Genomic DNA, 26,214 nt, shown 5'->3' on the forward strand with positions numbered 1-26,214 from the left:
GGATCAGGTCAGTAGGGGCGGATGTAGACCGCGTAGTCCTGCCACTGGGCGGTGTGGCGCACAGGGGTGCCGTAGTTGGCGGCCTCGACGACCATGCCGTCGCCCGCGTAGAGGGAGACGTGGCCCTGGGTCCACACGATGTCGCCGGGGATGGGCGACGCGACCTGGTAGCCCGATGCCACCATGGACGACGACGAGTGCGGCAGGTCGACGCCGAGCTGGGCGTACACGTACTTGATCAGCCCGGAGCAGTCGAAGCCCGACCCCGGCGACTCGCCGCCGTACGTGTAGGCGATACCGATGTACTGCATGGCGATCGCGACAGCCTGTGCGCCGATGGAGCCGTCGGACGCGTAGTCCGGGGTGGCCGGCTCGACCTTCTCGGTCGCGGCCTCCGCCTCGGGGTGGGTGGTGGTCTCCACGACGGGCTCTGGCTCGGGCTCGGGAGCGGGGGTGACCTTGACGGCCTTGCTCTCGATCTTGAGCTTCGCGTCGGTCGCGACCTGCACGGCCGGAGCCGCCGCCAGCTCCTTGCTTGCCAGGCGGTTCGAACCGTCTCCCATGGCGGCGTGTGCGCTGGGTGCGAACGCCGTCGCGAGAAGTCCGGACGATGCCGCGATCACTGCACCCGAGCGGGCGGCAGTACGGGTCACGGTCATCAGGGGAGTGCTAGGAGCGTGAACGGCGCGGTGTCGACCGCGTCGGACGGTGGTACTCACCGAAGTTCTCCAAGTCGCCGGTTTCGCGCGCCCGTACCGATCTGGGGAATGGGGCTCACGATTGTGCCTCCGGTGGCACAACGGATCTGACGCTACATACGGGTCATCACTCTGTCTCGATCAGATAACACATGTCGTGAAGTACCAAGGCGCGTGAAGCATGGGTAACTTTTCGACAGCCCTCTTTTCCCAGCGTAAGAGCCATTCTTTTGACCGATATGGTCTTGAGGCGGCATAAAAAACCCGCGCGAGAAACAATGCGACATGCCGATCTGCGGTGGCAGGTCAGCCCTTTTCCAGGGCGCGACGCTCCGCCTCGGCCTTCAGATCGGCCAGTTCGACGTCGACGAGCTCCCGCGCACGGGAGCCGAGGGCGAGGTTGGTCAGCCCGGCGAGCATCCCGCTCTGCGCGACCGCCAGCGTGAGCTCGCACGCGACGTCGGACACCGGCGCGATCCGGTGGGCCACCCCCGACCGCACGCCCGGGGTGCTGCTCGACCAGGAGAAGCCGCTGCCCTCGGTGAGGCTGTCCACCTCCCAGACCGCAGGTGGCAGGCCGGGCTGCGTCAGCTCGACACGGGAGCCGACGGCGATCGTCGGCTCGGTGCCCAGGATCGTCACGCCGGTCATGGAGCCGGTCCAGGTGGGCATGCGCTCGACGTCGGACAGCACCTGCCAGACGACGTCGGCGGGCGCCTCTACCCGGGTGCTGGTGCGGTAGGCGTGGGCCACGGGCCCCAGGCTACGCCGGGCTCGACAGCATCCGGCATGGCCTGGGGCCCGTGGGGAACCAGCAGGTCAGGAACCCATGGAGAGCTGGAGCGTGACCAGGGCGCCCCAGGCGACCAGAGCGCCGGCCTCCGGGTCGGACGAGATGACGGTTCCCTCGGGCACGGTGTCCGACCGCGTCTCCTCGAATATGCAGGTGAGATGCGCCTGCTGGCAGGCGAGCCCGGCATCCTCGACCGTCATCGCGTCGAAGTCAGGGACCTCGATGGCGCTGTCGGCGACCTCGTCGGGGAGCTCGGTGAACTCCGTCGCGAGGTACACCGAGAGGGAGTGCATCTTGCCCAGCGACTCCTCGACCTGGAGCGGGACGTCCTGCTCCTCGTCGTAGATGACCGTGGTGGTCCGGTCCCACAGCTCGAAGGTCGCGGCGGTGCCCGGACGGTTCTCCGAGTCCTGGACGTCCTGCGCCACCTCGACGCCGGGAAGGCTCGTGAGCAGCTCCCACGCCGCGGCGCGCAGCTCGGTCGAGGCGGGCGCCACTCCGGTGGCCAGGCCTGTCGCCGCGTAGAGCACCGCCTTCTCGCCCTGGCCGGCCGGTTCGTAGGTGTCCAGCAGGGCATCGTGAAGAGCGTCCGGCTGCGTCGGGAGCTCCGCCAGCTCTGCCCACGTGAGGTCGACGTTGGTGCTCTCGGTGTGGCCGAGCCCCACGTAGTCGAGGACGCTGAGCAGGGCCGGGCCGTTCTGGGTGAGCTCGAAGGCGACACCGTCGCCATACCAGCGCTCCAGCCCGAACGGCGAGTCGTCCTCGCGCTCCTCGCCCTGCTTGGTCACGTCGCTGCGGGTCACGACATGAAAGTAGGTGGCGTCGCGCCAGCCCGGCGGCGGCGTGAGGTGACTCTCGACCGGATTGCTGGGCTCTCCGGGGAGCCTGTCCCCCTCGACCGACGTCACGGGCGGCCCGCTCGGCTCCGGTGACGGCTCCACCTCCGTCGTCATCGAACCACCCGGCAGGGCGGTGCCCGGCGGCTCCATCGTGGTGGCTGCCCAGGCTCCGCCACCCAACGCCAGCCCGAGGGCCAGGGTGGCGCCGCCCACCCGGGCCGCCCGACGCCGTCGGGCAGCGGGGACGACTCGGGTGACGTCGACGTCGATCTTCGGCGCGACCTGGGTCACCTGGGTGCGCAGGCTCGCTGCGAACTGCTCGTCGTCGTTCATGACGCACTCCTCTCGTCCGTGGCGCTCGTGCTGGTTGCCGTGGTGCGTGCGGCGTCTGCCTGGTCCTCCGCCTGAAGGAGCTCCCGGAGGCGGGCGAGGCCGCGTGACGCGGTGGACTTCACGGTGCCGACGGAGACACCCGTCGCGTCGGCGACCTCACGCTCCGTCAGGCCCTCGAGGTGGCGGAGCACCACGATCCGGCGCTGCTTCGTCGGGAGCGTCAGCAGGGCGCGGCTGAGGCGGTCCCGCTCGGCGTGCCGCTCGGCCGGGCCGGGGCCGCCGCCGGGCCGGTCGGGCAGCGTGTCGGAGGCCATGAGGACCTCCCGCCGGTGCCTGCGCCACGTGTCTATCCGCGCGTTGGCCAGGATCCGGCGCGCATACGCGAGGGGTTCGCCTCGCCGTGCCTTCGGCCAGGCCAGATACGTCTTCATGAGGGCCTGCTGCACCAGCTCCTCGGCGACGTGCGTGTCGCCGCACAGCAGCCAGGCGGTGCGTGCGAGGGCCGGGGCGGACCGCGCCATGAAGACCGCGAACTCGGCCTCCTTGTCCCCCACCACGACCACGTCGATCGCCTGAACCTTGTCGGGGCTCGAACGCCCCGCGACCATTGGCATGCTCATGCCTCCTTCACGGTCCAGCACCACGAAAGGTTGAGTCGGTCGCTCGGGAGACTGTCGGTGCCCTTCCGTATCCTCGCGGCATGGCTACGCATCGGCTCACCGTGCAACAGGGGCGACGCATCGCACTGCGCGCTCAGCTGCTCGACGCCCGCCGGCCGGTGGACCTCGTGCACCTGGTGGAGGATCTGACGTTCCTCTCCGTGGACCCGACGTCGGCGGTGGCGCCCGCGGTGGACCTCGTCGCCTGGTCGCGGCTCGGCAACGAGTACTGGCAGGGCGCGGTCGACGACGCGATCTCCGACCGCATGCTGTTCCAGCTGCGTGGCACCGTGCGGTCGATGGTCGACCTGCCCCTGTACCTGGAGCAGATGGCCCGCTGGCCCCAGAACGAGACCATGCGGCAGTGGCTCGCCGACAACGCAGAGTTCGAGCGTGCGGTGCTGGCGCTGGTGGAGGCGGACGGGCCGGTGCTCGCCAAGGACGTGCCGGACACCGCCCGCGTGCCGTACACCTGGGGCGCCGAGGGATGGAGCAGTCGCCGGAGCGTGGCCGAGATGCTCGAGGCGCTGAACATGCAGGGCAAGCTGGCGATGGTCGGGCGCAAGGGCAGGCAGCGCTTGTGGGATCTGGCGGAGCGGGTCTATCCGCAGGTCGAGGCGGTGCCGCTGGAGGAGGCGGTCCAGGAGCGGGTGGCGCGGCGCCTGGCTGCCGAGGGCATCTCCCGCAAGCGGGTGCAGGGCCGTTCGGGCGACGGCGGCTGGTGGGTGGACCTGCCCGGCGAGGTGGTCGAGATCGAGGGGGTCGACGGCGAGTGGCGCGCCGATCCCGAGCTGCTCGAGCGGGTGGACGACGAGTTCGAGCCCCGGACCGCGCTGCTGTCCCCGTTCGACGCCATAGCCGCTGATCGGCCCCGGCTCCTCGACCTCTTCGGCTACGAGTACGCGCTCGAGATGTACAAGCCGAAGGGCAAGCGCCGCTGGGGCTACTTCGCGCTGCCGATCCTGCACGGGGAACGGTTCGTGGGAAAGCTCGACGCGAAGGCGGACCGCAAGGCGGGCGTGCTGAACGTGTTCGCGGTGCACGAGGACCTGCCGTTCGACGGGGCCACCATGGACGCGGTGCATGCCGAGGTGGAACTGCTCGCCTCGTGGCTGGGACTGGGCCGGGTCGACTATGCCAGGGAGGCATAGGCGGCCCTCCTGACCCGCAGTCAGGTGGTTGAAAGTTTCACCAGTCCCAGCAAGTCCGAAATGCGACTATCATCCGCGAGGTGACGTCGCAGATGATGGTCGACCTGGTTCCCGTGGACGAGGAAGTGCTCGAAGGCCTCCTGGCCCTGGCCGTTGCCGAGGCTCTGCCCGGAGAGGTCATGCCGCCCGCCTCGGGCGAGTCGACCACCGAACCCCGCACGAACTGGACCGAGCTACGCAAGGGTGCGTTCAGGGAGTACCACCGCCGGTGCCGCGTGAACCCGCACTCCCCGGTCCCCGAGGTGACCTGGGCGGTCAAGGCCAGAGGCAGGATCGTGGGGGCTGCGCGCCTGGCCCTGGTCGACGGCGACCCGGCCGCACGGGAGGTCGGCCTCTGGCTCGGTCAGTCGTACCGCGGTCAGGGCATCTCCGGCGAGGTGGCCTACTGGGCCTTCGCCGCGGCACAGACCATGGACGCGAAGCGCCTGGTGGCGCGGACGACTGCGCGGTCGGCGATCGTGCGGAAGTCGTTGGAGCGCATCGGGTTCGAGGTGGTGGACAGCGGCGGTGTCCTGGTCGGCACCATCTCGCTGCCCTGACGCGGCCTGCCCTGACCTGGAGCTGGCGGCTCAGTCCAGGGTGAGGGCCTCGAGCTCCGCGCGCGTGCCCGCGAACACGTTCATGTCGATGTACGGCTCGACGCCGTCGTAGCCGGGCAGCCGGTCGCGGTTCGAGTACTGCCATACCGTCCACTCGCGGCCGTCGGACAGGCCGGGTGCCCACGCGACCGACCGGATCCAGACGGGCAGGTCCGGATAGCGGCCCGCCAGGTAGAGGTCGTAGGCCTCCTCCGTCGCGTACACGATCGGAGCGGCGCCGTAGTGCTCCCTGATCCCCGCGACCAGCGGATCCAGGATCGCGTGCACCTCGTCCGGTGTCGGGTGGTTCTCGAAGTACGAGCCGTAGAACTCAAGGTCGATCACGGGCGGGAGGGTGCCGGGGGTCGCCGGGACCTCGGCGGCGAGCTGTGCGGCCTGGTCGGCCCCCGAGCTCTCGAAGCTCATGAAGTGGTACGCCCCGACGAGCAGGTCGGTCCGTGTAGCGGCCGCCCAGTTCTCGGCGAACCGTGGGTCGGTGTGCGAGGCGCCCTCGGTGGCCTTGATCCACGCGAAGTCGAGGTCCTGTGCGGCCAGCACGTCCCAGTCGATCTCCCCCTGGTAGTGCGCGACGTCCACCCCTCGTACGTCGTACCGGGCGGCGAGGATCCGGTTGGGCCAGACGACGCCGTTGGCCACGAGCACGCCGAGCACGGCAAGGACGGTGACGACCGCCGTCGTCGTCCACGCAGTCGTCTTCCATAGGGCTCTGCGTCTGCTCATTCGCCGGTCGCACCGCCCGCCAGCTCGGCGAAGACGTCCAGGTGGCCCGCGTGACGGGCGTACTCCTGGAGCACGTGGAAGCAGATCCAGGCGAGCGTCGGCGGGTCCTCGGTGAACCGGCCGCCGGCCGCACCTCGCTCGTCCAGGGAGTGCGTCGCGAGCACCTCGCCGGACACCGCGCCGCCCGCGTGCAGCGCCTCGAGGAGTTCCTCCAGGCCTACGCCGTCGGGCACTGCCCACGGTCCGTCCGGGTCCTCGGCCGCGTGGTCGCCCCACGGGTGGTCCACCGGCTCCGCCAGGAAGCCCCAGCGGAACCAGCGCCGCTCCATGTGCACCAGATGGATCAGCAGCTCGAGCGGTGACCAGCCGGACGGGAGCCGGGACGCCCGCAGATCGACGTCGGACAGGCTGCGCAGCTTGCGGTCCACGGCGTGCCGGTAGTAGTCCAGGTAGGCGGTGAACAGAGCGGCCGGGTCGGCGGTGTCGAGGCGTGGCTCGCGGTCGGAGAGGGGCACGGGGCGAGGTTACTTCGAGGCACTGACAACCTGGTCGCGGAAGTGCTGTGACATCCGGGCCGCTGGTGCGTCTGTAGTGCATGAAGCAGACCAGGAGCAGGACCTACGGCCTCGCCTCGAACCCCTCGGAGTGGGCGGCGCACCGCCGCGCCGTCGTCTTCTCCGTGCGCCGGATGTACCCGGGGGTCGACGCGGAGCGGGCAGCCACTGAGGGCCTGGGCGAGTTGTGCCGCCAGATCGTGGTGCACGGCGCCGTCGACCGGCCGGCCGTCGTGTGGTGCGAGGCCGCGGTCGCGGCTGCTGCGCGCCTGCGGACCGGGGTCGGTTCGGCCGCGTGAACCGGCGGTGGTGCGCCCCGGCGCCGTCCGACCGTCCGCATCCGCGCATGTCGGACGCACAGGCCTACGGGACCTGTGCGCCCGACACCTTCGTCAGCGCGTGCTGCCGACCTCTGCGACGAACCGTGCGGCCCGCTCGCGCAGACCCAGGATGCGCCGGTCGGTGATCAGCTCACGCATGGCCGGGTCGTTGCCCGCCTCGGTGAACGTCGGCTTGCGCCGCACGTTCCGCGAGCAGCCGAACTCGGTGCAGATCAGGGTGCCTATCGTGTTCCCGTTGCGCCCCGGGGCGCCGCCCCGGCGGGCGACGTACAGGGAGACGTCGTCGGTGACGACGACGTCCTCGCACCAGGCGCACACGCCCTTGGTGCGCTTGCTCGACTTGGCCTCGGCGGCGCGCAGCAGCACGCCGGTCGGTTCGCCGTCGAGCTCGAGCACCACGTAGGCGGACAGCGGCGCCTTGCGGTCGTGCCACCCGAGGTAGTCGAGGCGCTCCCAGTCGAGCGTGTCGAGGTCCGGGAGGGTGGCCTGGGCGGCCTCCCGCTTGCTCGCGTTCAGGAAGGACGCGCGGATCTGCTTCTCGGTCAGAGGATTCATGGGGTATCGGCTTCCGGTCGTTCGGAGGCCGCCGGCCGGCATCGGCCGTCGTCAACGAGTGCACGACGGCGACTCGGTCACCGATCGGTTCGGTCACCGGGCCGGCAGGCGGCAGGGCAGGGGTCGATGCCGCGCCCGCCCTCCGACGTCCGGCGACAGCGCGCGTGACCGCCGAAGCGGTCGGTGCGGTGTGCTGCCGTGACTCAGAGAGCCGTGACGCGGGTCCGGGAACTGCCCGAGCAGGCCGCGACGGCCGCCCCGCATCCCGCGGTGAATACCCGCATCTCTCGCTCCTTGTGTGATCCCTGAGGCCGGCCGGGCAAGATCGCCGCACAGCCGACCCCTCGATGCTACGACACGTACCCTGCGCGGTACACGTGCTTTTTGCCACAGGCTGACGGCCCGCGTCCGCCCGGTACGTGCAGCGCGCCGCGGGCCGATCCGGCTCACGTCCAGGTGGCGGTCTCCGGGTCGACGCCGTGGGCCAGGGCGTTCGCGTCCACGACGTCGCGGAGCCATTCGGCGAGACCTCGCTCGAGGTCGTCGTAGAACGAACGGAAGCCCGGGTCCTCGGCGTAGGACCGGGCCAGGCAGACCTGCATCGCGTGGGTGCAGTCGAAGTAGGCACCCATCGACGCCCGGTGCTGCTCCGCCAGGGCGTTCGCCCGGGCGCTTCCCGGCAGCACGCCGTCGCGCAGCGCCTTGGCCAGGTCGGTGTGCAGCACCTCGACGTCCGCCATGATGCGACGCCAGTCCTCAGGGCTCCGGTCCGCTGCTCGTTCCGCGTACTGGGCCCACTGCTCGCTGTCGCCCCAGCGTTCCCTGGCCTCAAGCTGCCGGGACGGCTGCCAGGTCGTGCCGAAGATGGCCACCTGTTCGTCGTGCGGGAGCAGGACGCCTGAGCGGCGGGTCTCGATCAGCCGGTCCAGGGCGTCCGCCGAACGTTCCAGACGCGCGATGTGCTCGCGCACCTGGTCCCGCTGCCTCGTCAACGACTCCTCCGCGTCTTCGGTCGGCGCGTCGAGCAGCTCCGCGATATCGGCGAGGGGGACACCGAGCTCGCGGTAGAGGCGGACCCGGTGGAGCCGGGCGACGTCGGCGGCGTCGTAGAGCCGGTGCCCACCGGGCGTGCGCTGGGACGGGCCGGCCAGCCCCACCTCGTCCCAGTGGTGCAGCGTCCGGACGGTGACGCCCACGACGGACGCGGCGCCGCCGACGGTCAAGCCGTCCGGCGGCACCGCGCCAGTAGTGCTCCGGTGCGTCATCACGGCAAGTCTCGCAGCCGTCGCGGTCACCGGGACGGCCTCACGCCGAGGGCCCCTCGATGCCCAGCTCGTCGCGCAGGCTCTGGGCCTCGGCGCTGTCCGGGTCGTAGGGTCGGGCAGCGGTCATGATCACCCGCACGTTCTCCGGCGTGACCACGTCCAGGTCGATGGTGTTCCACGGCGTCCGACGCGAACCGGTGGTGCTCCCGGGCACCAGCTCCTCGCAGGCCGCCGCGATCTGGTCCACCTGGCTCAGCACGCACGAGAAGGTCACCGTCATCGCCGGTGGGGTGGCCAGGACGCCTGCAGGGTCGTCCGTCGGGACGAGCAGGACGTCCTGGAACGCCCACCGACGCAGGTGGGTGACCCGGCCCGGAGCCGCGAAGAGCTCGAAGAAGCCGAGGCCGCGGGTCCAGAACTCGACGGAAGCGGCCATGTCTCCGGTAGGCGCGTTCACGAACATCGGCATGCCGTAGATGCCGCGGAACAGCTCGGCGGGCTCGGCGTCGAGCGCGGGAAGGGGCACGGGGCCCATGTCGAAAGCAGGGTAGGTGTCGGTCATGACGCCAGCGTCAGCCCTCACGTGGCGTCAGGTTCAAGTCCGTACGGAATTTCGGTCGAGCCGCGTACCGGCGCCGGCCGGGAACTAGCGGGTGGGCTCCAGCTCGGCCGCCGTCGGTGCCGTCGCCTCGCGGTCGGCCGGGTCGGCGAGGTGGCCGGTCCGCTTGAGCCACCACTCGGCGAGCAGCGTGGTCAGCGGCGGGACCGACGAGGCGAGGGCCACCAGCGTGCGGAACCAGCCCCAGCGCAGCTTGACCGCCACGAACAGCGTGACCCCGACGAATAGCACGAACGCGCCGCCGTGGAGGCGGCCGAACAGCCACACCCCTGCCTCGGTGGTCTCCGTGACGTACTTGAGGAACATGCCGACCAGGAGTCCGGCCCAGGTGAACGCCTCGATCCAGGCGACGATGGCGAACAGGCGGCCGAGACGGGACATCGCGGGCATGCAGAACCTTCCGGAGGCGAGGTGGCTGGTCACCCCAGTCTGCCCGACGCCGGACGGTGCTCCGCACCGTCCGGCTGCCGCAGCCGGGACCGGACGGCCGTGCCCGCGCAGGCGATGACCGCCGCCCCGCCGAGCACGGTCGCCCAGGTGAGCTGCTCGTGCAGCAGCAGCGCCGCCCAGCAGATGCTGAGCACCGGCTGGACCAGCTGGACCTGGCTGACCTGCGCCATCGGGCCGATCGCGAGGCCCCGGTACCAGGCGAAGAAGCCGAGGAACATGCTCACCACCCCGAGGTAGCCGAACAGCGCCCAGTCGAGCGGGGTTCCCGTCGGCGGGTCCTGCACCAGCGAGACGCCGGTGAGCAACGCCATCGGGGCCGCGGCCAGCACGAGCGCCCACGAGATGGTCTGCCAGGCGCCGAGCTCGCGGGCGAGCAGCCCGCCCTCCGCGTAGCCGAAACCACACGCGACGACCGCCCCGATCAGCAGCAGGTCCGCATGGTGGAGCCCGCCGAGCCCGCCGCCCTGCACGGCGGCGAAACCGACCGCCGCCACCGCGCCCAGCACGGCTGTCACCCAGAACGATGCCCGTGGACGCTCGCGCACACGCAGCACCACCAGCACCGCCGTCACAGCCGGCAGCACCGCGATGACGACGACGCTGTGGCTCGCCGACGCCGTCGCGAGCGCGAACGTGGTGAGCACCGGGAAGCCGAACACCACCCCGCCCGCGACGATAGCGAGCCGCGCCCACTGCCTGCCCCTGGGCCGGCGCTGCCTGGTGACACCCAGGGCGATCGCCGCGAGCGCGGCCGCGACGACGGCCCGGCCGCAGGACACGAACAGTGGTGACATGCCCCCGCCGTCGACCACCATGCGGGTGAAGGGGACGGTGAACGAGAAGGCCGCGACCCCGAGGAGGCCCCACCAGAGGCCGGCCCGCGCCGGGGATAGCGGCGGTGCGGTCTGGAGAGTAGCGCTACTGTTGGCTGTCATGTATGACAATAGCAGTGCTCGCATTGTCGCCGGCCTGCGCGAGTGGATCGCCGCCGCCGCGCCGGGGGCCCGGCTGCCCTCCAGTCGGGCACTCGTGACGCAGTACGGGGCGAGCCCCGTCACGGTGCAGAAGGCGCTGCACACCCTCGCTTCGCAGGGTGTGGTGGAGACGCGGCCGGGCGTCGGTACGTTCGTCCGGGCGGTGCGCGTACCGCGCCCCCACGACTACGGCTGGCAGACGGCGGCCCTCGGCCCACGGCCGAAGGCCGTCCAACAGCTCGCGACAGCCCTGCACACCCATTCGAACGACGTGATCGCGCTGCACTCGGGCTACCCGGATCGGGAACTCCTGCCCGAACGCCTGGTCCGCGCGGCCTTCACCAGGGCTGCGCGCGGCGACGCCGCCGTCGCGCGCCCGCCGGCCGCTGGACTCCCGGAGCTGCAGACCTGGTTCGCCGCCGAGCTGGGCAGTGCGGCACCTGTCGGGACAACACCCCCGGCCCCGAGCGACGTCATAGTCTTCCCCGGCAGCCAGGCCAGTCTCAGCACCATCTTCCGCGCCCTCGTGGGCACCGGCCGCCCGCTGCTCGTGGAATCGCCCACCTACTGGGGCGCGATCCTCGCCGCGGAGCAGGTCGGTGTGCAGCTCGTGCCGGTGCCCAGCGGCCCCCACGGCCCCGACCCGGACGAGCTCGCGCGTGCCTTCGACCGGACCGGTGCCCGAGCCCTCTACGCACAGCCGAGCTACGCCAACCCGACCGGCGCTCGCTGGTCGTCCGACCTGTCCGACGAGGTGCTCCGCCTGGCCCGCGCGCACGGCGCCTTCGTGATCGAGGACGACTGGGCGCACGACTTCGGCATCGCCCAGGACGTCGTGCCCCTCGCCGCCCGTGACGACGGCGGGCACGTGGTCTACCTGCGCTCGCTGGCCAAGAGCGTCTCGCCGGCGGTGCGTGTCGCCGGGCTGGTCGCTCGCGGTCCGGCCCGCGAGCGGATCCTCGCCGATGCCCAGGCCGAGGCCATGTACGTGAGTGGGATGCTGCAGGCCGTCGCGCTCGATGTCGTGACCCAGCCCGGGTGGCGTACCCACCTGCGCGCCCAGCGACAGCGGCTCGCCGCACGCCGGGACCTGTTGCTCGGTGCCCTCCGGGAGTACGCGCCGACCGCCCGGGTCGAGGTGGTGCCCCAGGGTGGTCTGAACCTCTGGGTGCGGCTCCCGGACCCCACCGACGTCGCGCGCCTGGTCCGGGACTGCGAGACGGCCGGCGTCGTAGTGGCCGCGGGCGACGAGTGGTTCCCCGCCGAACCCACCGGTGCCTATCTGCGACTCAACTATTCCGGGCCGAATCCCGGGGCCTTCCCGGAGGGCGCACGCGTGATCGGCGAGATGCTGGCGCGTCAGGGCTGAGCCCTTCCCGTTGACCATGTACCTGCTGCCACGCAAACCCGATTCTTGGCAGCAGGTACATGGTCAACGGTGACGGGCGTCTACTTCGGCGGCAGCGAGCTGGCGTGGTCCACGCCGCGCCGTACCCAGCCGGCCAGCTCTTCCTCGGTGCCGAGATCGTCGGGCCCTACCGACAGCCAGCCGGCCATGACTCGCGCTCCCATCACGGCGCGCGTGGCACCAGTGGTGCGCTCCAGCTCCTCGGCGGCGTCGGGTCCCACACGGACCAGGACCCCCTCCGAGCCGCGCACCGCCACCGCGAGATTGCCGTTAACCATGAACGAGAGCCCGCCGAACATGCGTCGCTCGGTGACCTCGGGCGCGCCGTCCAGCACGGTCCGGATCTCGTCCGCGAGGGCAAGGTCGTATGCCATGCGAACGAGGCTACGCCGACCCCATCGAGCGCCTAAGAACGACGCAGTGCATCGACCAGGTGGGGCATCGCGCTCGACGGATTCGGGCCACGTGAGTTCCGGGACATCGGCCTGTCCTTGTGCGTGGCCATGGTGACGGCTTGATCGACACGGTCGAACGGGAACGAGGTGGGAAGGTGTTTGCCGACAAGCCCGTGGCGCCGAAGCTCCTTCTTGAGCGAGGCGGTGGTCTGTGGTGCTCCGGTGCTCGCGAAGTGCCACAGCAACCACACCTCGAACTGTGGGTTCGACACCACGACCGTTTCGCCGCCCGTCGCGCACTTGCGCAGGACGTCGTCCAGCGACGCGTGATCGTCGACGTCAACTACGAGCCACACCGCCTCGTAGTCACCCTGCGAGGCGAGGTCGCGGGCCTTCGCGAGAACACGGGACGGTTCCCCGCCACCGCTCTGAACGGTGCAGGGGACCACAGTGACGCCGGCAGTCCGCAGGTACTGGGCGAGCCCCTGCAGGTACTGAACCTCGGTGATCTCGCCTTCGGTCACTATCAGGAGCTTCTTGTTCTCTTGACGACTTGGCCGGCTCCTGCGTACCGAACCGCCCTTACGCATCCGCCGTTTCCCTTGGCTCGGCGTCAAGGAGCGTCGCCAGGAAGGACCGCGCAGTACGGGGGATCGCGCCGTACCGGCCGTCGAGATAGCGCCTCGCGAAGTTTTGGTCTGCCCGGGTCGGGAAGTCAGCCAGCGAGAACAGCGATGTCGCGCCGTCACGGTCCTTCTCCGTGAACCACGTTTCCTCAGGAGTGAGCATCGAGTCCGACTGGGCGGACAGGAGGAAGGTGTCGTGCGTCGTGAAGACGAGCTGGGCACCGGTGCGGTTGTAGTCGGGATCCTTGAACATCCTGAGAATCACCTGCGACAGCTGAGGGTGCAGGCTGGCATCGATCTCGTCCACCATCAAGACGCCGCCCTGGCGCAGGATCTTGAGCGCTGGAAGGGCGAGGCTGAGCCACGAGAGCGTCCCGGTGCTCTGTGCGTCGAGAGGCAGCGGGAAGGTGCCGTTGTGGCCGAGGTGACGAAAGATCAGCGCTCTCTGGACCAGTTCAACTTCTCTTCGTGCCGTCGTGTTCGAAGGGCTATTGCCCATGCGCTGGCTCGGGACGATGCCGAAGAGGGACTCCACTGCGTCCTTGCCGAGTCTGCCCTTTTGGCGCGCGAGCATCAGGCTCGTGAGAGTGAAGTAGTCGGGCACCTCCGACTCGTCGACAGCGACGTCAGCTATCCCGATGTCGGCGACTCGCAAGAGCGTGATCACGTCGTGGAGGTCAATGACCCCGTCCGCGATTCCCTCGGTGATCTGGTCGAGGCGTAGACCCCGGTCCCGCTCGGAGAAGTCAGCGATGACGAGACGGTCGACGAGTGCGGACCACAGCGTGCTAAGCAGCTCGTGTCCGTTCGACCTCGCCTTCGAGAGGAAGAGCTCTCGTTCGCCGGTTGCCGAAGCGTGCGTGCGCGGAGCGCCGAGCAAGGCGCGACCGAACTTGAACTCGTGTCCTTCCCGCTCGAACAGAACGCGATGCTTCGTGCTCGGGTAGTCGAAGAGCCACTCCTGGTGGACGGCATCCCGGTCGATCACGAACCCGTACTGGTAGCGCAGGTCGTTGAGAACAAAGTCGACCGCGTAGCCGGACTCGGAGTCCTTGGTCTCGGGGTCGAGCAAGAAGGGCTGCTGCGGCAGCTCGTTGTTCAGGCTCCACGACGTTGCGGAGTTCATGACCATCGCACGGAAGAACTTCAGCGCGTCCACGACGGTCGACTTGCCAGATGCGTTTGCCCCGTAGATCCCGGCTACCCGCGTCGTGGCCCCGACCCAGTCGCCGTCCTTGGGGTGCAGCGTGGTCATCGAGGGTCGGACGAGCGACAGTGCCGCCTCGTCGCGGAGGCTCCGATGGTTCTCGACCCGGAAGCGCAGAAGGATCATGCACCCACTATCGCACTTTTCTCGCGGATTCAGTCGGAGATCAACCAAATCTTTGTGAATAAGGCAGTGATCACACCTTCTCCACTGGCGCACTCACCCGCCGCAGCCGGAACAGCCGCACCACCCGGCCGGAGTCCCGTTCGTAGCCGCGATAGCCGGGCCACTGCCGCTCGATCTGCGCCCAGACGGCGTCCCGCTCGTCGTCCCCGATGAGGGTCGCGCGGACCGGGATCCGCCGTCCGCTCACGCTGATGCTCGCCTCCGGGTGTGCGAGCAGGTTGTACGTCCACGCCGGGTGCCGCCCCTGGGCGAACGCCGACCCGGCGACGATCGCCCGGCCGGGCCCGTCGGGCGTGTACATGAGGTAGGTGTCGCGTGGCTCGCCCGACCGTGCACCCGTCGTGTGCAGCACGAGCGATGGCACCAGCAGGGCGCTGACCTGCAGCCGCCCTCGGGAGAGCCAGGTGAGTGCCCGTTCGGCCGGTGGCAGCAGCACCGGGCCGACGGCGCGGAACACCCGCGTGCGTGTCAGCGGGGCGACCGCGGATCGGACGGTGTGCAGAAGGCTGGCCATCTGTCCATCATCTGGCTTCGGGCACCCGTTGGCACGGTTTTGCGAGGTACGGTCTCGACCGGCGCTTGTGCTTGCCCGCTTCCACCCTCTCCGCCTGGAGGAGTCATGACCACCACCCACGAGTCCGTCGCTATGCCGGACGGTGTCGTCGCCCCGCGATTCCGCCCGCCGGCCGGCGCGTCCAGCTCAGCGACCCTGTCGCTCGACGGGGAGTGGCGGTTCCGGCTGTTCCCGCATCCCGAGACGGGGGTGGACCGCGCCGAGCGCGGTGACGACTGGGACCGGCTGGCGGTGCCTGGGCACTGGCAGCTCGCCGAGGCCCCGCACGCGTGGCCCTACGGCGTGCCCGAGTACAACAACGTGCTCTACCCGTTCCCGGTCGACCCGCCGCACGTGCCCGACGACAACCCGACCGGCGAGTACCGCACGACGTTCCGGCTGCCCGCCGACTGGCCGGAGGGCGGCCGTACCCTCCTACGCTTCGAGGGCGTGGACTCCTGGTTCCAGGTGGCGCTGGACGGCGAGCTGCTGGCCACGTCGCACGGCTCCCGCCTGCCCACCGAGGTGGACCTGACCGACCGGCTGCGCGCGGGAGGCGAGCACCTGCTCGCGGTCCGTGTCACGAAGTGGTCGGCCATGTCGTACGTCGAGGACCAGGACCAGTGGTGGCTCTCCGGGATCTTCCGCAGCGTCACGCTGGAGCACCGGCCGGACGGCGCGCTCGACGACGTCCGCGTGCACGCCGGCTACGACCACACGACCGGCGTCGGCACGCTGCGGGTGGATGCCGCGACAGTGGTGGCCGCCCCCGGCGCGGTCGCGGCACGGGTCGCGGTGCCCGAGCTCGGGATCGAGGGCGCGGCCGGCGAGGAGCTGCGGGTCGCCGTCGAGCCGTGGAGCGCCGAGCGGCCGCGGCTCTACGACGTCGTCGTCTCTACGGACACCGAGACGGTGACCCTCGCCGTCGGCTTCCGTACCGTCTCCATCGAGGACGGCGTGTTCCTCGTCAACGGGCGGCCGATCAAGCTGCGCGGCGTCAACCGGCACGAGTTCGACCCGCTGCGCGGCCGTGCCGTGACGCCCGAGCGGATGCTCGAGGACGTGCTGCTCATGAAGCGGCACCACATCAACGCTGTCCGCACGAGCCACTACCCGCCCCACCCGCACTTCCTCGACCTGTGCGACCGGTACGGCCTCTACGTGATCGACGAGAACGACCTGGAGACGCACGGGTTCCTGGGCGAGAGCTGGGCCGGCAACCCCACCGACGACCCGGCCTGGACAGAGGTGCTGGTCGATCGCGTCACGAGGACCGTGCGCCGCGACGCGCACCACACGAGCATCATCATGTGGTCGCTGGGCAACGAGGCGGGCGGCGGGCGCAACGTCCCGGCGATGGTCGACGCCGTCCGGGCGCTCGACCCGAGCCGGCCCATCCACTACGAGGGCGACTACTCGAGCGACCACGTCGACGTGTACTCGCGGATGTACGCCGACAGCGCGGAGGTCGAGCTGATCGGGCAGGGAATCGAGCCGCCGCTGGAGCGCGCCGACGCCGATGCCCGTCGTCGGGCCATGCCGTTCGTGCTGTGCGAGTACGCGCACGCGATGGGCAACGGTCCGGGCGGCCTCGCCGACTACGACGCGGCGTTCGACCGGCACCCGCGCCTGCTCGGCGGGTTCATCTGGGAGTGGATCGACCACGGCCTGACCCGCACGGACGCGGACGGGGTCGAGTTCGCGGCGTACGGCGGCGACTTCGGCGAGCGGTTCCACGACGGGACCTTCATCGCCGACGGCCTGCTCCTGCCCGACCGCACGCCGTCACCCGGGCTGCTGGAGACGGCGGCCGTGTTCGCGCCGATCCGCATCGACGCGCAGCCGGACGGCACGCTCCTGGTGCGTAACCGTTACGCGTTCCGGGACACGAGCCACGCGGAGATCGGCTGGACGCTGCACCGCGGCGCGGAGCAGCTCGCGACCGGCACCCTCGACCTGGTGCTGGAGGCCGGGACCGAGACGGTGGTGCGGCCGCCGTCCGACCTCGTGCTCCCGGAGCCGGGCGAGGCCCCGGTCTGGTGGACGGTGCGCGCCGTCCAGCACAAGGCGGAGGCGCTCGAGGAGGCGTGGCTCGAGCCGGGCTTCGAGCTCGGCGCCGGCCAGCTCCTCCTCGTCGAGCCGGCGTCGCTCACCGCTCCGGCGGGCCGGGTGTCCACGGAGTCCGACGGCGGGTTCAGCGCCGGTCCCGCCCGGTTCGACGGCCGCGGTGACCTCCGTGAGCTCGCCGGCCGAGCGGTGCACGACTTCCGGGTCGACGCGTGGCGCGCGCCGACCGACAACGACCGCCGTCCGGCGAAGTGGCAGGGGTCGGCCGACGAGGAGAAGTGGCGCTCCGCTGGCCTGCACCTGCTCGCCGAGCGCAAGAACGGTGTCGGCGTCAGTGCCGACGGGGCGCTCGAGATCGACGCCAGGATCGCCGGCCCGGCGACCCGTGCGGGCTTCGCCACGCGCTACCGCTGGCAGCCCGTCACCGACGCGCCCGACGCGGTCGACCTGCTCGTCGACATCCGGCCGGAGGGCCGCTGGCCCGAGAACGTCGCTCGGCTCGGGGTGCTGCTCGCGCTCGACGAGCCGACGGCCGCCGAGACCGGCGTCCGCTGGACGGGCCTCGGGCCGGACGAGTCGTACGCGGACTCGAAGCAGGCGGCGCTCGGTGGTTCGTGGCAGCACACCGTCGCCGACTGGCAGACCCGGTACACCCACCCGCAGGAGAACGGCGCGCGCCGGGGCGTCACGAGCGCAGTCCTGTCCTTCACGGACGGCACCGGTCTGCGGATCGACGCCGGGGACGTGACGGTCGGCGCCCGGTCGCAGCTCGGGATCGAGCTGTCGTTGCGCCCCTGGTCCGACGAGGCGCTGGACCGCGCGGCCCACCCGCACGAGCTCGTGCCGGACGGCAGGCTGTGGCTGCACCTCGACGCGGCACAGCACGGCGTCGGCAGCGCCGCGTGCGGCCCTGGCGTCCTGGCGAACGCTCAGCTCCACGCGGCGCCCGTCCGGATGCGGCTGCGCTTCACCACCCTGTGAACACGTGCCCGCCCCGCGTCGCGGGGCGGGCATGATGTATACAAGAGCGGACATACAAGGGCGACGACGAGGAGTGCGGCCGTGAAGATGGGCTTCCGCTGGTACGGCGAGGGCAACGACACAGTGACCCTGGATCAGGTACGTCAGATCCCTGGCGTGGAGACCATCGTGTGGAGCCTGCACCACAAGCAGGCCGGTGAGGTCTGGGAGCAGGCGGAGATTGACGCAGAGGTCGCCCGTATCACCGGCCTGTCGGACGAGGCCCGCGCCAAGGGCGTGACGCGGACGTTCGACGCCGAGGTGGTCGAGTCGGTCAACGTCCACGAGTCGATCAAGCTCGGCCGGACCGTGCTCGGGATGAGTCGTGACGAGGCGATCGCGAACTACGTCACGACCGTCGAGCGGCTCGGCCGCGCCGGCGTGAAGGTCGTCTGCTACAACTTCATGCCCGTCTTCGACTGGCTGCGCACCGACCTGTGGCACCCGCTGCCCGACGGCTCGACCGCGCTGTACTACGAGAAGGCCGTGGTCGACAAGATGTCGCCGGAGAGCCTCATCGCCGACATGGAGGCGAACACGCACGGGCTGACCCTGCCCGGCTGGGAGCCGGAGCGGCTGGCGAGCTTCCATGAGCTCAACGCGGCCTACGTGGGCGTCACCCACGACGACATGTACGCGAACTACCAGTACTTCCTCGAGGCGGTCATCCCGACGTGCGAGGAGTACGACGTCAAGCTCGGCGTCCACCCCGATGACCCGCCGTTCGACGTCTTCGGCTGGCCGCGCGTGGTCTCCAGCAAGGAGCGCATCGCCCGGGTGCTCGACCTGCACCCGAGCCCGCACCACGGCCTGACGCTGTGCCTGGGCAGCTTCTCCGCCAACCCTGAGCACGACGCCGTCGACGCCGTGCGGACCTTCATGGACCGCATCCACTTCTCGCACGTGCGCAACATCAAGCACTTCGACAACGGGGACTTCACCGAGGTGGCCCACCGCGCAATCGAGGGGAGCGTCGACACCACCGGGATCATGAAGGCGTACGCGGAGGCCGGCTACCAGGGCTACATCCGGCCCGACCACGGACGCCACCTCTGGGACGAGAACACCACGAACAAGCCTCGTCCCGGGTACGGCCTCTACGACCGGGCGCTCGGCATCCAGTACCTGCTCGGCGCATGGGACGCGTTCCGCTACCAGGCCTGAGCGGCGGCGCGGGCCCGGCAGGCAGCGTGGGGCCGATTTTCCGTGGCGGTCCGCTCCGGCACGGGTCCACGATGTTCGTATGGACCCACAGGAGCAGGCCGAAGAAGCCCTGACGGCGCGCTGGACGCAGTCCACAGTCTTCCCCGACATGTGGACGGACCCCGACGACGACCCGCGTGAGACCGAGACCCCGACCGACGACGAGCGCGGGCTGCTGCTCGACTACCTCCGTTACTACCGGCTCACCCTGGAGATGAAGTGCGGGGGGCTCGACGCCGAGCAGATCGCCCGCCGGTCGGCCCCGCCGTCCACCATGTCCCTGCTCGGCCTGGTGCGGCACCTCGCCGACGGCGAGCGGCACCTGCGCCGGGTGATGGCGGGCGAGGACGCCCCCGACCTGTACCGCACCGAGGAGGACCGCGACGCGGAGTGGAACGGCGCAGTCGCCGACCCGGCGGTCGTCGAGGACGCCTGGCAGACCTGGCACGCCGAGATGGACGCCACGGACCGCTACCTGGACGGCGTCACCGACCTCGGCACGTGGAACGCCGGCGCGTCCGACTTCGGGCCGGAGGGCGCGGACCTGCAGCTGCGCGATGCGCTCGTGGGACAGATCGTCGAGTACGCGCGGCACTGCGGCCACGCCGACATCCTGCGCGAGCGGATCGACGGCCGCGTCGGCCAGTGACCGGCGTGGCGAACCGAGGGGTCGCTTCGACGCCTGGGTGTGGAGGGCGCCGGGCTCGGTAGCATCTGGCCCCATGTCTCCCACGTTCGTCCTGGTCCACGGCGCCTTCGCCAACTCGTTCTCGTTCGCGCCGCTCCAGGCGGAGCTCGCCCTGCTGGGCCACCGCTCGGCTGCGGTCGACCTGCCCGGGCACGGCTTCGCGGCGACCTTTCCGGCCGCCTACCAGGCGCCGCAGGACCTCGCGGGCCTGGCGACCGCGCCGGGCAGCATCAAGGGCGTCACCCTGGCCGACAACGCGGCCCGGGTCATCGAGGCCCTCGAGCGCGCCAAGGAGCACGGCCCGGTGATCCTGGTCGGTCACAGCCGCGGCGGCGCCACGCTGACCGCGGTCGGCAACGCCCGTCCGGACCTGATCGACCGCATCGTGTACGTCTCCGCGTGGGCCCCGGTAGAGCTCGGGGTGGGCGAGTACTACGCCGAACCGGAGATGGCATCCGTCGACGCCGGGGCCCTCGCCGGTGTGCTGGCGGCCGACCCCGCCGCCGTCGGCCTGCTGCGGGCCAACTTCCGGACCGCGGACCCCGCTGTGCTCGCGGGCCTCAAGGAGGCGTTCCTCGCCGACGGTACCGACGACGAGTTCTTCACCTTCCTCAACACCTTCCAGCCGGACGAGAACCTGGACGCGGGTACGCCGGCAGACCGGGTTCAGGCCGCGACCTGGGGCACGATCCCGAGGACATACGTGCGGCTCAGCGCCGACACGAGCATCCCGGTCGCGATGCAGGACCGGATGATCCGCGAGGCAGACGCGCTCACCCCCGACAACCGGTACGACGTGCACACCCTCGAGTCCAGCCACCTGCTGTGGCTGGTCCGGCCGCGCCCGGCGGCGGAGGTGCTGGCGAGCCTGCCGGGTCAGTACAGCTAGCCGGGCTCTCTCCTGGGCCGATGCCGTCCGCGCTGCCATGATTCGTCCATGTCCAGCAGCGAACTGACCCGGCCCGACGAGGCCGGCACGTCCGGGGTAGGACTCGTACCCGACACGGATCCCGCTGGCCGGCGCTGTCGCACTAGAAGCGGCAGACCTTCGCCGACAGCATCGTCCGCACGGTCGTGGTGCAGGCAGTTCCCGACCTCCCGCGCACGCAGGGGATCGCCGTGTACTCGGCGGCCCTGGTCGTCGTCGTCCTGGGACTCGGCTACTGCCTGCCCATCAACGGCGGCGGCTCATCGACCACTGAGGGGGTCGTCCCGTGCGAGCTGGACGGCCCGGGACCTTTGCTGACAACCGGGGAGATCCTGCTCGGCGGATCGGTGTGGGAGAAGCGGGAACGCCGGATGTGGACCGTCAGGGCGACCAGGACCGCGCACCCGGGCGCGTCGATCACCTGGGCGAGCGACCCGTCCGTGCGGGACGCCGGCTACCGCGTCGAGATCGACGCCCGACCGTCCTCGGCGAACGGTGAGCCAGTGGTCTCCCGGTCCTGGGACATCGGGACGGGCGGCGTCGGCGACGACCCTTCGTCGGACGGTTCGTACCTGCACACCAGGAACGTCGCGCCGGACGGAGACATCCACGTCGTGGACGTCGAGCTCCAGGGGGCGGACGGCGATCTGGGCGACCTGGGGACACAGGTGTGGATGGACGTGCGGCTGATCGCCGACGGCGAGACCGTGGCGGCGTGCGGGAGCGCGATCGACTACGACCAGGCGGCTGCCGACCAGGCGGGCTGATTCGCCGCGCGGCGGGCCCCCCGGAAGCGCAAGGTGCGAATTGCGGTGAAATGCGCGAGCGTGGACCGTGTCGCGATCCGCGCGGCCCGACGGAGGTGTGCGCGTGTCCAAGAAGTCTCCCGCCAAGGCCGCACGGCGTGCCCAGAACAGCGGTGCCGTACGCATGCTCGCCCGCGGCGGCTACGTCGCCTCCGGCGTCCTGCACATCCTGGTCGCCTGGCTGGCGGTCCAGCTCGCGCTGGGCCAGTCCTCAGGTCAGGCGGACCAGTCCGGCGCCTTCAGCGCCATCGCGCAGGCACCCGGCGGTGAGCTGCTCCTCTGGGCGGTGGCCGTGGGGTTCGCCGCGCTCGCGGTGTGGCAGCTCGCCACCGCCGCTCTCGGTGTGCCGAACGCGGAGAACCAGGCTGGTGCGCGGCTCAAGAGCCTGGCCAAGGGTGTGCTCTACGGGGTGCTCGCGGCCACCGGCGCCCAGTACGCCCAGGGCTCCGGCGGATCGGGCAGCAGCGAGGAGAGCATGACGGCCCGTGTCCTGACCATGCCGGGCGGCCCCTGGCTGGTGGGCCTCGCGGGCCTGGTGATCATCGGTGTCGGCGTCTATCACGTGGTCAAGGGCGTACGGAAGAAGTTCCTGCGTGACCTCGCCGGAACCGGCGGTGGCGCCGTCGGCCCTGTGGTGGTGCGACTCGGGCAGGTGGGCTACGTCGCCAAGGGGATCGCGCTCGGCGTCGTCGGCGGACTGATCGTGGCCGCCGCGGTCACGGCGGACCCGTCCCAGGCCGGTGGGCTCGACGAGGCGCTGCACACGGTGCGCGACCAACCGTTCGGTACCGCGCTGCTCCTCGTGATCGGGCTGGGGATCGCCGCGTTCGGCCTCTACTCCTTCGCGCGAGCCCGGTTCGCGCGCCTCTGAGCGGCACAGACCAGCAGCCCGACGGGCGTGGCCCGGTGTGCTGCTCGGTCAGGTCTGCCGCCGGAACGGGGCGAGCGTGGTGCGCACCTGATCGGCGGCGCCCCAGTCGTCGTCGAACTGCGCGATGACCGCCAGGTGCTGGCGCAGCTGGAGGATCGGCATGCGCTCCTGCCAGCCGGGGTCGAGCGAGGTCAGCTCCGCGTACAGGTCGAAGAAGACGTGCGCTTCGGGCGGCGGTGCCGTCGTCCACAGGTGAGCCAGATCGACCTCGGCCCACATGTACGAGACCGCCAGGTCGATCAGGGCCGGCTGCCCGTCGGCTGCGGCCAGGACGTTCTGCGCCCACAGGTCACCGTGTGTAAGGCACGCGGTCTTGGCCGGGAGCAGCTCGGGCAGCCGGGCGCACAGCCGCTCCAGCGCCGACCGGTCCGCGGCGTCGAGCGCCGCCTGGACGCGGGGCTCGTCGAGCCAGCGCAGCAGCCGGTGCCGGGCGAAGAACTCGAGACCGTCGTCCGTCCAGGTGTTGACCTGCCGACGGCGCCCCAGCCAGTTGTCGCGATGCCAGCCGAACCGGTCGTGAGCGGTGCTCGAGTGCAGGCGCGCGAGTGTGTGCGCGAGCTGCTCCCAGAAGGCTTCTGAGCTCGGCCTGGGGCGCAGCACCGAGAGCACGAGCAGGTCGCGGCTTGCCAGGAGCACCTCGGGCGTCATGACACCCCCGAGGGTGCGCAGCGCGTGCAGCCCCTCGGCCTCCACCGCGAACGCGTCGTCCGACGGCGGTTCGGCGAACGCCTTGACGAACAGGGACGTGCCGTCCACTCGGCTCGCGAACCCCGCCGTCGCCGCGAGGCCGCCGGTCGCCGGCTCGACCGTGACGACGTCGGTGAACCCGGCCGCGTGGAGCCGATCGAGCAGCAGCAACGTCGGATCCACCACGGGTGTGCTCCTCTCGACGGCTCCGCCGTGAGTGGCGAAGCGTCGGCATTCAAGCACGTGGCGTGCCCGGTGAGAGAAGGTGACGGCCGCCGACCCGCTCGACGGCGGGTCGACGGCCGGCCGGCGGTCGCCGGCTCACCCCCTCAGGAGCTGGTGCACGCCAGGGCGGGTGTCGGTGGTGTGCCGCTGCCGAGCAGGCCGAAGGTCGTGGTGCCACCGGCCGCGAGGCGACCGTTCTCGGCCGCGTTCCGGACGACGACCTGGTCGCCCTGCGACGTCGCCATCCCGTTCCACACCTGGTCCACCCGCTCACCGGACGAGCGCCAGCTGACGCTCCACGACGTCGTCGGCGCGTCTCCGGCGCGGACGGTCACCTCGCTCTGGAAGCCGCCGGGCCAGGAGTTCACGGTGCGGTACGTCGCCGTGCAGGAGCCGGTGGGTGTCGGCGTCGGCGTCGTCGACGTCAGGGACGTGAAGAACCGCCAGATCTCACCCGGTACGTGCGACTGCGACTGCCCGCGGTCCCGGGCGTCCCACTGGTGGTCGCTGTCGTTCGCGATCCACACGACCGGGTAGCCGTCGCGGCACGTGTAGCTGGTCCTGGTGTGCGTGCCGCTGCCCGCGGCGGGCTCCGGTGCCTGCTGTGCCTGGCATCCGTTGTTCCGCAGGAAGCGGTCGCGCAGCGTACGGCCCTGCGAGATGTTCAGGACGCTGTCCGTGACGCCGTGGGAGCCGAGGTAGGCGACGGGCTGGGTGCCGCCGGCGCATCCGGACAGCTGGGCGCCGTTGAGGACCGCGACCGCGCGGAACACGTCGGCTCGCGCGCAGGCCAGGGCGTTGCTCATCCCGCCGCCGTAGCTGAAGCCGGTCGCGAACCGCTGGCCCGTGTCGATGCAGAACGCGGAGTCGAGGGTGCGCAGCACGTCGTCCACGAACGTGACGTCCCGGCCGTTGGTGTTGGGCCAGGCGTTGTCGATGCCCTGCGGGGCTACGAAGATAGTGCTGTTGCCGGCGAGCGGCTTCAGACCGTAGAAGCCCTGGTTCACCACGTCCTGTGACGTGCCGTGCCACCAGTGCAGTCCCACGACCAGGCGGTACGACCGGCTCGGGTCGTACCCGGCGGGTACGTCGAGGCGGAACGTTCGGGACTGCCCGCCGCTCGTGATGGTGTGGTTGCCGGTGCCCAGACCCGCGGGCTGGCCGCATCCGGCGGTGGCCGCCGCCGGAGCGGCTTCTTCGGGGAGTGCGGAGGCGGGTGCGTTGAGCCCGCCGAGGGCGAGCAGGACAGCCGAGGCCGCCAGCAGGGCCCGCCAGCCTCGGGACTGAGTGGGGTGTCGCATGGTGTCGCTCCCTTCACCAGGGTCCCCAGCGGCGCTGCCGAGGACGGAGTCCGCAGGGCGAAGCCCCACGGTGCGGCGAATTTATCGTTAAAGGTCGAACGGTCTGAAGGAGGTTAAACGGTTCAAGCGCCAGACTCGGGGCACGGCAGCGATGATTCCCGCAGCTCCCCGCCGTCTACCGGTCGTCGAGCTCTTCCTCCCCCGAACCGGAGAATCATGCGACTGCTGCTCACCTCCGCAGGCGTCAGGAACGCCGGCATCCACGGCGCGCTGCTCGGCCTCCTGGGCCGGCCGGTCGCCGACTGCGACGCCCTCTGCATCCCCACCGCGCTGTACGGGCACCCGGCCGTCGGTCCGGGGCTCAACGCCAGGGACTTCATCACCGGCGAGTCCGACAACATGACCGGGCTCGGCTGGAAGTCGGTGGGCGTGCTCGAGCTGACCGCGCTGCCCTCGATCGACGAGAAGCTCTGGGTCCCCAAGGTCCGGGAGGCAGACGTCCTCCTGGTGGCGGGCGGCGACGCCCTCTACCTGAACCACTGGATGCGGGAGTCCGGATTCGCGGACCTCCTGCCCTCGCTGACCGAGACGGTCTACGTGGGGATGAGCGCAGGCAGCATGGTGATGACCCCGCGCATCGGGGAGTGGTTCGTCGAGTGGACCCCGCCCTCGGGCGACGACAGCACGCTCGGGATCGTCGACTTCTCGATCTTTCCGCACGTCGACCACCCGATGCTGCCGTACAACACGATGGCCGCCGCCGAGAAGTGGGCGGCCGGGATCGACGGACCGGCGTACGCGATCGACGACGAGACCGCCCTCGTGGTGGTCGACGGGTCCGTCGAGGTCGTGTCCGAGGGCCACTGGAAGCTCCTTGACGACACAATGGCCCGATGAGTGATCCGACCGAGGCGCCAGTTCTTCGTGCCACCTCCGCCGAGTCCGCGGTCGTGGGCCGGCTTCTCTGGGAGTTCAACCAGGAGTTCTCCACCGAGGGGCCAGGTGCGGAGGAGTTCGCCGGCCGCTTCACGAGCCTGCTCGACCGCGACGACGTCGTCGTCCTGCTCTCCGGCAGCCGTGACGACCCGACCGGCTTCGCCTTCCTCACGCTGCGCCCTACGCCCTACTACGACGGGCCGCTCGCGCAGCTCGAGGAGCTCTACGTCAAGCCGCACCTGCGCGATCGTGGCCTCGGCACGGCGCTGCTGAGTGCCGCCGTCGACCTCGTCCGGTCGCGGCACGGCGGCGAGATCCACATCAATGTCGACGAGGTGGACGGGGACACGCGGCGGTTCTACGAGCGACACGGCTTCACCAACATCCAGCCCGGCGAGGACTACCGCATGCTCTGCTACATCCGTGAGCTCTGAGGT

The 26,214-nt window shown here is 70.8% G+C and carries 29 protein-coding genes; 12 read left to right on the forward strand and 17 right to left on the reverse strand.

The features are described from left to right. Positions 1-8 precede the first annotated feature (8 nt). From ACQEVI_RS11930 to ACQEVI_RS11945, 4 genes are all read right to left on the reverse strand, one after another. Positions 9-659: a C40 family peptidase gene (locus ACQEVI_RS11930; RefSeq protein ID WP_432898671.1), complete on the reverse strand. Its 651-nt coding sequence runs from the start codon at positions 657-659 to the stop codon at positions 9-11. A gap of 345 nt (positions 660-1,004) precedes the next feature. After that, entirely contained in the window at positions 1,005-1,451 is a 447-nt protein-coding gene (locus ACQEVI_RS11935) for an SRPBCC family protein (protein WP_432898674.1), read from the reverse strand. A 66-nt stretch (positions 1,452-1,517) separates the two neighbouring features. Beyond that, the gene (locus tag ACQEVI_RS11940) at positions 1,518-2,663 is read right to left on the reverse strand and encodes a PASTA domain-containing protein (protein ID WP_432898677.1); all 1,146 of its coding nucleotides are present in this window, start codon (positions 2,661-2,663) and stop codon (positions 1,518-1,520) included. Beyond that, positions 2,660-3,283, reverse strand: a complete 624-nt coding sequence (locus ACQEVI_RS11945; protein ID WP_432898680.1) for a SigE family RNA polymerase sigma factor — start codon at positions 3,281-3,283, stop codon at positions 2,660-2,662. The genes ACQEVI_RS11940 and ACQEVI_RS11945 overlap by 4 nt, the downstream gene beginning before the upstream one ends. An 80-nt stretch (positions 3,284-3,363) precedes the next feature. Here ACQEVI_RS11945 and ACQEVI_RS11950 point away from each other — a divergent pair, with 80 nt between their 5' ends. Beyond that, entirely contained in the window at positions 3,364-4,473 is a 1,110-nt protein-coding gene (locus tag ACQEVI_RS11950; RefSeq protein ID WP_432898683.1) for a DNA glycosylase AlkZ-like family protein, read from the forward strand. Between the two features lie 80 nt (positions 4,474-4,553). After that, positions 4,554-5,072 (forward strand): GNAT family N-acetyltransferase, encoded by a 519-nt coding sequence (locus ACQEVI_RS11955; protein WP_432898685.1) that lies wholly within the window; start codon positions 4,554-4,556, stop codon positions 5,070-5,072. A 30-nt stretch (positions 5,073-5,102) separates the two neighbouring features. On the opposite strand, the gene ACQEVI_RS11960 is transcribed toward ACQEVI_RS11955, so the two are convergent. Continuing rightward, on the reverse strand, positions 5,103-5,852 hold the full coding sequence (locus ACQEVI_RS11960) for a GH25 family lysozyme (RefSeq protein ID WP_432898689.1): 750 nt from the start codon (positions 5,850-5,852) through the stop codon (positions 5,103-5,105). Further along, entirely contained in the window at positions 5,849-6,367 is a 519-nt protein-coding gene (locus ACQEVI_RS11965; RefSeq protein ID WP_432898691.1) for a DUF664 domain-containing protein, read from the reverse strand. Before ACQEVI_RS11965 ends, ACQEVI_RS11960 begins: the two co-directional genes overlap by 4 nt. Positions 6,368-6,447: 80 nt before the next feature. Between ACQEVI_RS11965 and ACQEVI_RS11970 the strand changes: the two genes are divergently transcribed. Then, on the forward strand, positions 6,448-6,705 hold the full coding sequence (locus ACQEVI_RS11970; protein WP_432898694.1) for a hypothetical protein: 258 nt from the start codon (positions 6,448-6,450) through the stop codon (positions 6,703-6,705). Positions 6,706-6,798: 93 nt separating this feature from the next. Here the strand turns inward: ACQEVI_RS11970 and ACQEVI_RS11975 are convergent, their stop codons facing one another. From ACQEVI_RS11975 to ACQEVI_RS11995, 5 genes are all read right to left on the reverse strand, one after another. Continuing rightward, entirely contained in the window at positions 6,799-7,302 is a 504-nt protein-coding gene (locus ACQEVI_RS11975; RefSeq protein ID WP_432898697.1) for an FBP domain-containing protein, read from the reverse strand. Positions 7,303-7,748: 446 nt separating this feature from the next. After that, entirely contained in the window at positions 7,749-8,567 is an 819-nt protein-coding gene (locus ACQEVI_RS11980) for a MerR family transcriptional regulator (protein ID WP_432898700.1), read from the reverse strand. A gap of 40 nt (positions 8,568-8,607) precedes the next feature. Beyond that, the gene (locus tag ACQEVI_RS11985; RefSeq protein WP_432898702.1) at positions 8,608-9,129 is read right to left on the reverse strand and encodes a VOC family protein; all 522 of its coding nucleotides are present in this window, start codon (positions 9,127-9,129) and stop codon (positions 8,608-8,610) included. An 84-nt stretch (positions 9,130-9,213) separates the two neighbouring features. After that, the gene (locus ACQEVI_RS11990; protein ID WP_432898704.1) at positions 9,214-9,576 is read right to left on the reverse strand and encodes a DUF3817 domain-containing protein; all 363 of its coding nucleotides are present in this window, start codon (positions 9,574-9,576) and stop codon (positions 9,214-9,216) included. Between the two features lie 29 nt (positions 9,577-9,605). After that, positions 9,606-10,571, reverse strand: coding sequence for a DMT family transporter (locus ACQEVI_RS11995; protein WP_432898706.1), 966 nt, complete (start codon positions 10,569-10,571; stop codon positions 9,606-9,608). Between ACQEVI_RS11995 and ACQEVI_RS12000 the strand changes: the two genes are divergently transcribed. Continuing rightward, complete coding sequence (locus ACQEVI_RS12000) at positions 10,570-11,979, forward strand: PLP-dependent aminotransferase family protein (RefSeq protein WP_432898709.1); 1,410 nt, start codon at positions 10,570-10,572, stop codon at positions 11,977-11,979. The two genes, ACQEVI_RS11995 and ACQEVI_RS12000, sit on opposite strands and share 2 nt — an antisense overlap. Positions 11,980-12,059: 80 nt before the next feature. On the opposite strand, the gene ACQEVI_RS12005 is transcribed toward ACQEVI_RS12000, so the two are convergent. The 4 genes from ACQEVI_RS12005 to ACQEVI_RS12020 form a co-directional block, all read right to left on the reverse strand. Beyond that, positions 12,060-12,392 (reverse strand): TfoX/Sxy family protein, encoded by a 333-nt coding sequence (locus ACQEVI_RS12005; protein WP_432898711.1) that lies wholly within the window; start codon positions 12,390-12,392, stop codon positions 12,060-12,062. 32 nt (positions 12,393-12,424) lie between these two features. Beyond that, entirely contained in the window at positions 12,425-12,937 is a 513-nt protein-coding gene (locus ACQEVI_RS12010) for an RloB family protein (RefSeq protein WP_432898714.1), read from the reverse strand. A 58-nt stretch (positions 12,938-12,995) separates the two neighbouring features. Further along, a complete protein-coding gene (locus ACQEVI_RS12015; protein WP_432898717.1) occupies positions 12,996-14,294 on the reverse strand; it encodes an AAA family ATPase in 1,299 nt (432 codons plus the stop codon). 148 nt (positions 14,295-14,442) lie between these two features. Then, positions 14,443-14,946 carry a nitroreductase family deazaflavin-dependent oxidoreductase gene (locus tag ACQEVI_RS12020; protein ID WP_432898720.1) on the reverse strand — a complete coding sequence of 168 codons (504 nt, stop codon included), beginning with the start codon at positions 14,944-14,946 and terminating at the stop codon, positions 14,443-14,445. 105 nt (positions 14,947-15,051) lie between these two features. Here ACQEVI_RS12020 and ACQEVI_RS12025 point away from each other — a divergent pair, with 105 nt between their 5' ends. From ACQEVI_RS12025 to ACQEVI_RS12050, 6 genes are all read left to right on the forward strand, one after another. Then, on the forward strand, positions 15,052-18,033 hold the full coding sequence (locus ACQEVI_RS12025; protein ID WP_432898723.1) for a glycoside hydrolase family 2 TIM barrel-domain containing protein: 2,982 nt from the start codon (positions 15,052-15,054) through the stop codon (positions 18,031-18,033). An 87-nt stretch (positions 18,034-18,120) separates the two neighbouring features. Beyond that, complete coding sequence (locus ACQEVI_RS12030) at positions 18,121-19,236, forward strand: mannonate dehydratase (RefSeq protein ID WP_432905906.1); 1,116 nt, start codon at positions 18,121-18,123, stop codon at positions 19,234-19,236. Positions 19,237-19,315: 79 nt separating this feature from the next. Then, on the forward strand, positions 19,316-19,924 hold the full coding sequence (locus ACQEVI_RS12035) for a DinB family protein (protein WP_432898726.1): 609 nt from the start codon (positions 19,316-19,318) through the stop codon (positions 19,922-19,924). Positions 19,925-19,997: 73 nt separating this feature from the next. After that, a complete protein-coding gene (locus tag ACQEVI_RS12040) occupies positions 19,998-20,852 on the forward strand; it encodes an alpha/beta fold hydrolase (protein ID WP_432898728.1) in 855 nt (284 codons plus the stop codon). Between the two features lie 185 nt (positions 20,853-21,037). Beyond that, entirely contained in the window at positions 21,038-21,658 is a 621-nt protein-coding gene (locus ACQEVI_RS12045) for a hypothetical protein (protein WP_432898731.1), read from the forward strand. A gap of 103 nt (positions 21,659-21,761) precedes the next feature. Beyond that, a complete protein-coding gene (locus ACQEVI_RS12050; protein WP_432898733.1) occupies positions 21,762-22,568 on the forward strand; it encodes a DUF1206 domain-containing protein in 807 nt (268 codons plus the stop codon). A 48-nt stretch (positions 22,569-22,616) separates the two neighbouring features. Here the strand turns inward: ACQEVI_RS12050 and ACQEVI_RS12055 are convergent, their stop codons facing one another. Together ACQEVI_RS12055 and ACQEVI_RS12060 are read right to left on the reverse strand one after the other, a co-directional pair. Continuing rightward, on the reverse strand, positions 22,617-23,501 hold the full coding sequence (locus ACQEVI_RS12055; RefSeq protein WP_432898736.1) for a fructosamine kinase family protein: 885 nt from the start codon (positions 23,499-23,501) through the stop codon (positions 22,617-22,619). A 143-nt stretch (positions 23,502-23,644) separates the two neighbouring features. After that, entirely contained in the window at positions 23,645-24,841 is a 1,197-nt protein-coding gene (locus ACQEVI_RS12060; protein ID WP_432898739.1) for a cellulose binding domain-containing protein, read from the reverse strand. A gap of 216 nt (positions 24,842-25,057) precedes the next feature. Here ACQEVI_RS12060 and ACQEVI_RS12065 point away from each other — a divergent pair, with 216 nt between their 5' ends. Together ACQEVI_RS12065 and ACQEVI_RS12070 are read left to right on the forward strand one after the other, a co-directional pair. Further along, the gene (locus ACQEVI_RS12065) at positions 25,058-25,738 is read left to right on the forward strand and encodes a Type 1 glutamine amidotransferase-like domain-containing protein (protein WP_432898742.1); all 681 of its coding nucleotides are present in this window, start codon (positions 25,058-25,060) and stop codon (positions 25,736-25,738) included. Continuing rightward, the gene (locus tag ACQEVI_RS12070) at positions 25,735-26,211 is read left to right on the forward strand and encodes a GNAT family N-acetyltransferase (protein ID WP_432898745.1); all 477 of its coding nucleotides are present in this window, start codon (positions 25,735-25,737) and stop codon (positions 26,209-26,211) included. The genes ACQEVI_RS12065 and ACQEVI_RS12070 overlap by 4 nt, the downstream gene beginning before the upstream one ends. Positions 26,212-26,214: the final 3 nt, after the last annotated feature.

Source organism: Promicromonospora sp. CA-289599 (assembly GCF_050936155.1).
Taxonomy (GTDB): Bacteria; Actinomycetota; Actinomycetes; order Actinomycetales; family Cellulomonadaceae; genus Promicromonospora.

Bases quoted from the DNA above. Each gene is read 5' to 3' on its own strand.
- ACQEVI_RS11930 (WP_432898671.1), bottom strand. From the start codon at position 659: ATGACCGTGACCCGTACTGCCGCCCGCTCGGGTGCAGTGATCGCGGCA.
- ACQEVI_RS11940 (WP_432898677.1), bottom strand. From the start codon at position 2,663: ATGAACGACGACGAGCAGTTCGCAGCGAGCCTGCGCACCCAGGTGACC.
- ACQEVI_RS11945 (WP_432898680.1), bottom strand. From the start codon at position 3,283: ATGAGCATGCCAATGGTCGCGGGGCGTTCGAGCCCCGACAAGGTTCAG.
- ACQEVI_RS11950 (WP_432898683.1), top strand. From the start codon at position 3,364: ATGGCTACGCATCGGCTCACCGTGCAACAGGGGCGACGCATCGCACTG.
- ACQEVI_RS11960 (WP_432898689.1), bottom strand. From the start codon at position 5,852: ATGAGCAGACGCAGAGCCCTATGGAAGACGACTGCGTGGACGACGACG.
- ACQEVI_RS11970 (WP_432898694.1), top strand. From the start codon at position 6,448: ATGAAGCAGACCAGGAGCAGGACCTACGGCCTCGCCTCGAACCCCTCG.
- ACQEVI_RS11975 (WP_432898697.1), bottom strand. From the start codon at position 7,302: ATGAATCCTCTGACCGAGAAGCAGATCCGCGCGTCCTTCCTGAACGCG.
- ACQEVI_RS11980 (WP_432898700.1), bottom strand. From the start codon at position 8,567: ATGACGCACCGGAGCACTACTGGCGCGGTGCCGCCGGACGGCTTGACC.
- ACQEVI_RS11985 (WP_432898702.1), bottom strand. From the start codon at position 9,129: ATGACCGACACCTACCCTGCTTTCGACATGGGCCCCGTGCCCCTTCCC.
- ACQEVI_RS11990 (WP_432898704.1), bottom strand. From the start codon at position 9,576: ATGCCCGCGATGTCCCGTCTCGGCCGCCTGTTCGCCATCGTCGCCTGG.
- ACQEVI_RS12000 (WP_432898709.1), top strand. From the start codon at position 10,570: ATGTATGACAATAGCAGTGCTCGCATTGTCGCCGGCCTGCGCGAGTGG.
- ACQEVI_RS11995 (WP_432898706.1), bottom strand. From the start codon at position 10,571: ATGACAGCCAACAGTAGCGCTACTCTCCAGACCGCACCGCCGCTATCC.
- ACQEVI_RS12005 (WP_432898711.1), bottom strand. From the start codon at position 12,392: ATGGCATACGACCTTGCCCTCGCGGACGAGATCCGGACCGTGCTGGAC.
- ACQEVI_RS12015 (WP_432898717.1), bottom strand. From the start codon at position 14,294: ATGACCACGCTGCACCCCAAGGACGGCGACTGGGTCGGGGCCACGACG.
- ACQEVI_RS12020 (WP_432898720.1), bottom strand. From the start codon at position 14,946: ATGGCCAGCCTTCTGCACACCGTCCGATCCGCGGTCGCCCCGCTGACA.
- ACQEVI_RS12025 (WP_432898723.1), top strand. From the start codon at position 15,052: ATGACCACCACCCACGAGTCCGTCGCTATGCCGGACGGTGTCGTCGCC.
- ACQEVI_RS12030 (WP_432905906.1), top strand. From the start codon at position 18,121: ATGGGCTTCCGCTGGTACGGCGAGGGCAACGACACAGTGACCCTGGAT.
- ACQEVI_RS12035 (WP_432898726.1), top strand. From the start codon at position 19,316: ATGGACCCACAGGAGCAGGCCGAAGAAGCCCTGACGGCGCGCTGGACG.
- ACQEVI_RS12040 (WP_432898728.1), top strand. From the start codon at position 19,998: ATGTCTCCCACGTTCGTCCTGGTCCACGGCGCCTTCGCCAACTCGTTC.
- ACQEVI_RS12060 (WP_432898739.1), bottom strand. From the start codon at position 24,841: ATGCGACACCCCACTCAGTCCCGAGGCTGGCGGGCCCTGCTGGCGGCC.
- ACQEVI_RS12065 (WP_432898742.1), top strand. From the start codon at position 25,058: ATGCGACTGCTGCTCACCTCCGCAGGCGTCAGGAACGCCGGCATCCAC.
- ACQEVI_RS12070 (WP_432898745.1), top strand. From the start codon at position 25,735: ATGAGTGATCCGACCGAGGCGCCAGTTCTTCGTGCCACCTCCGCCGAG.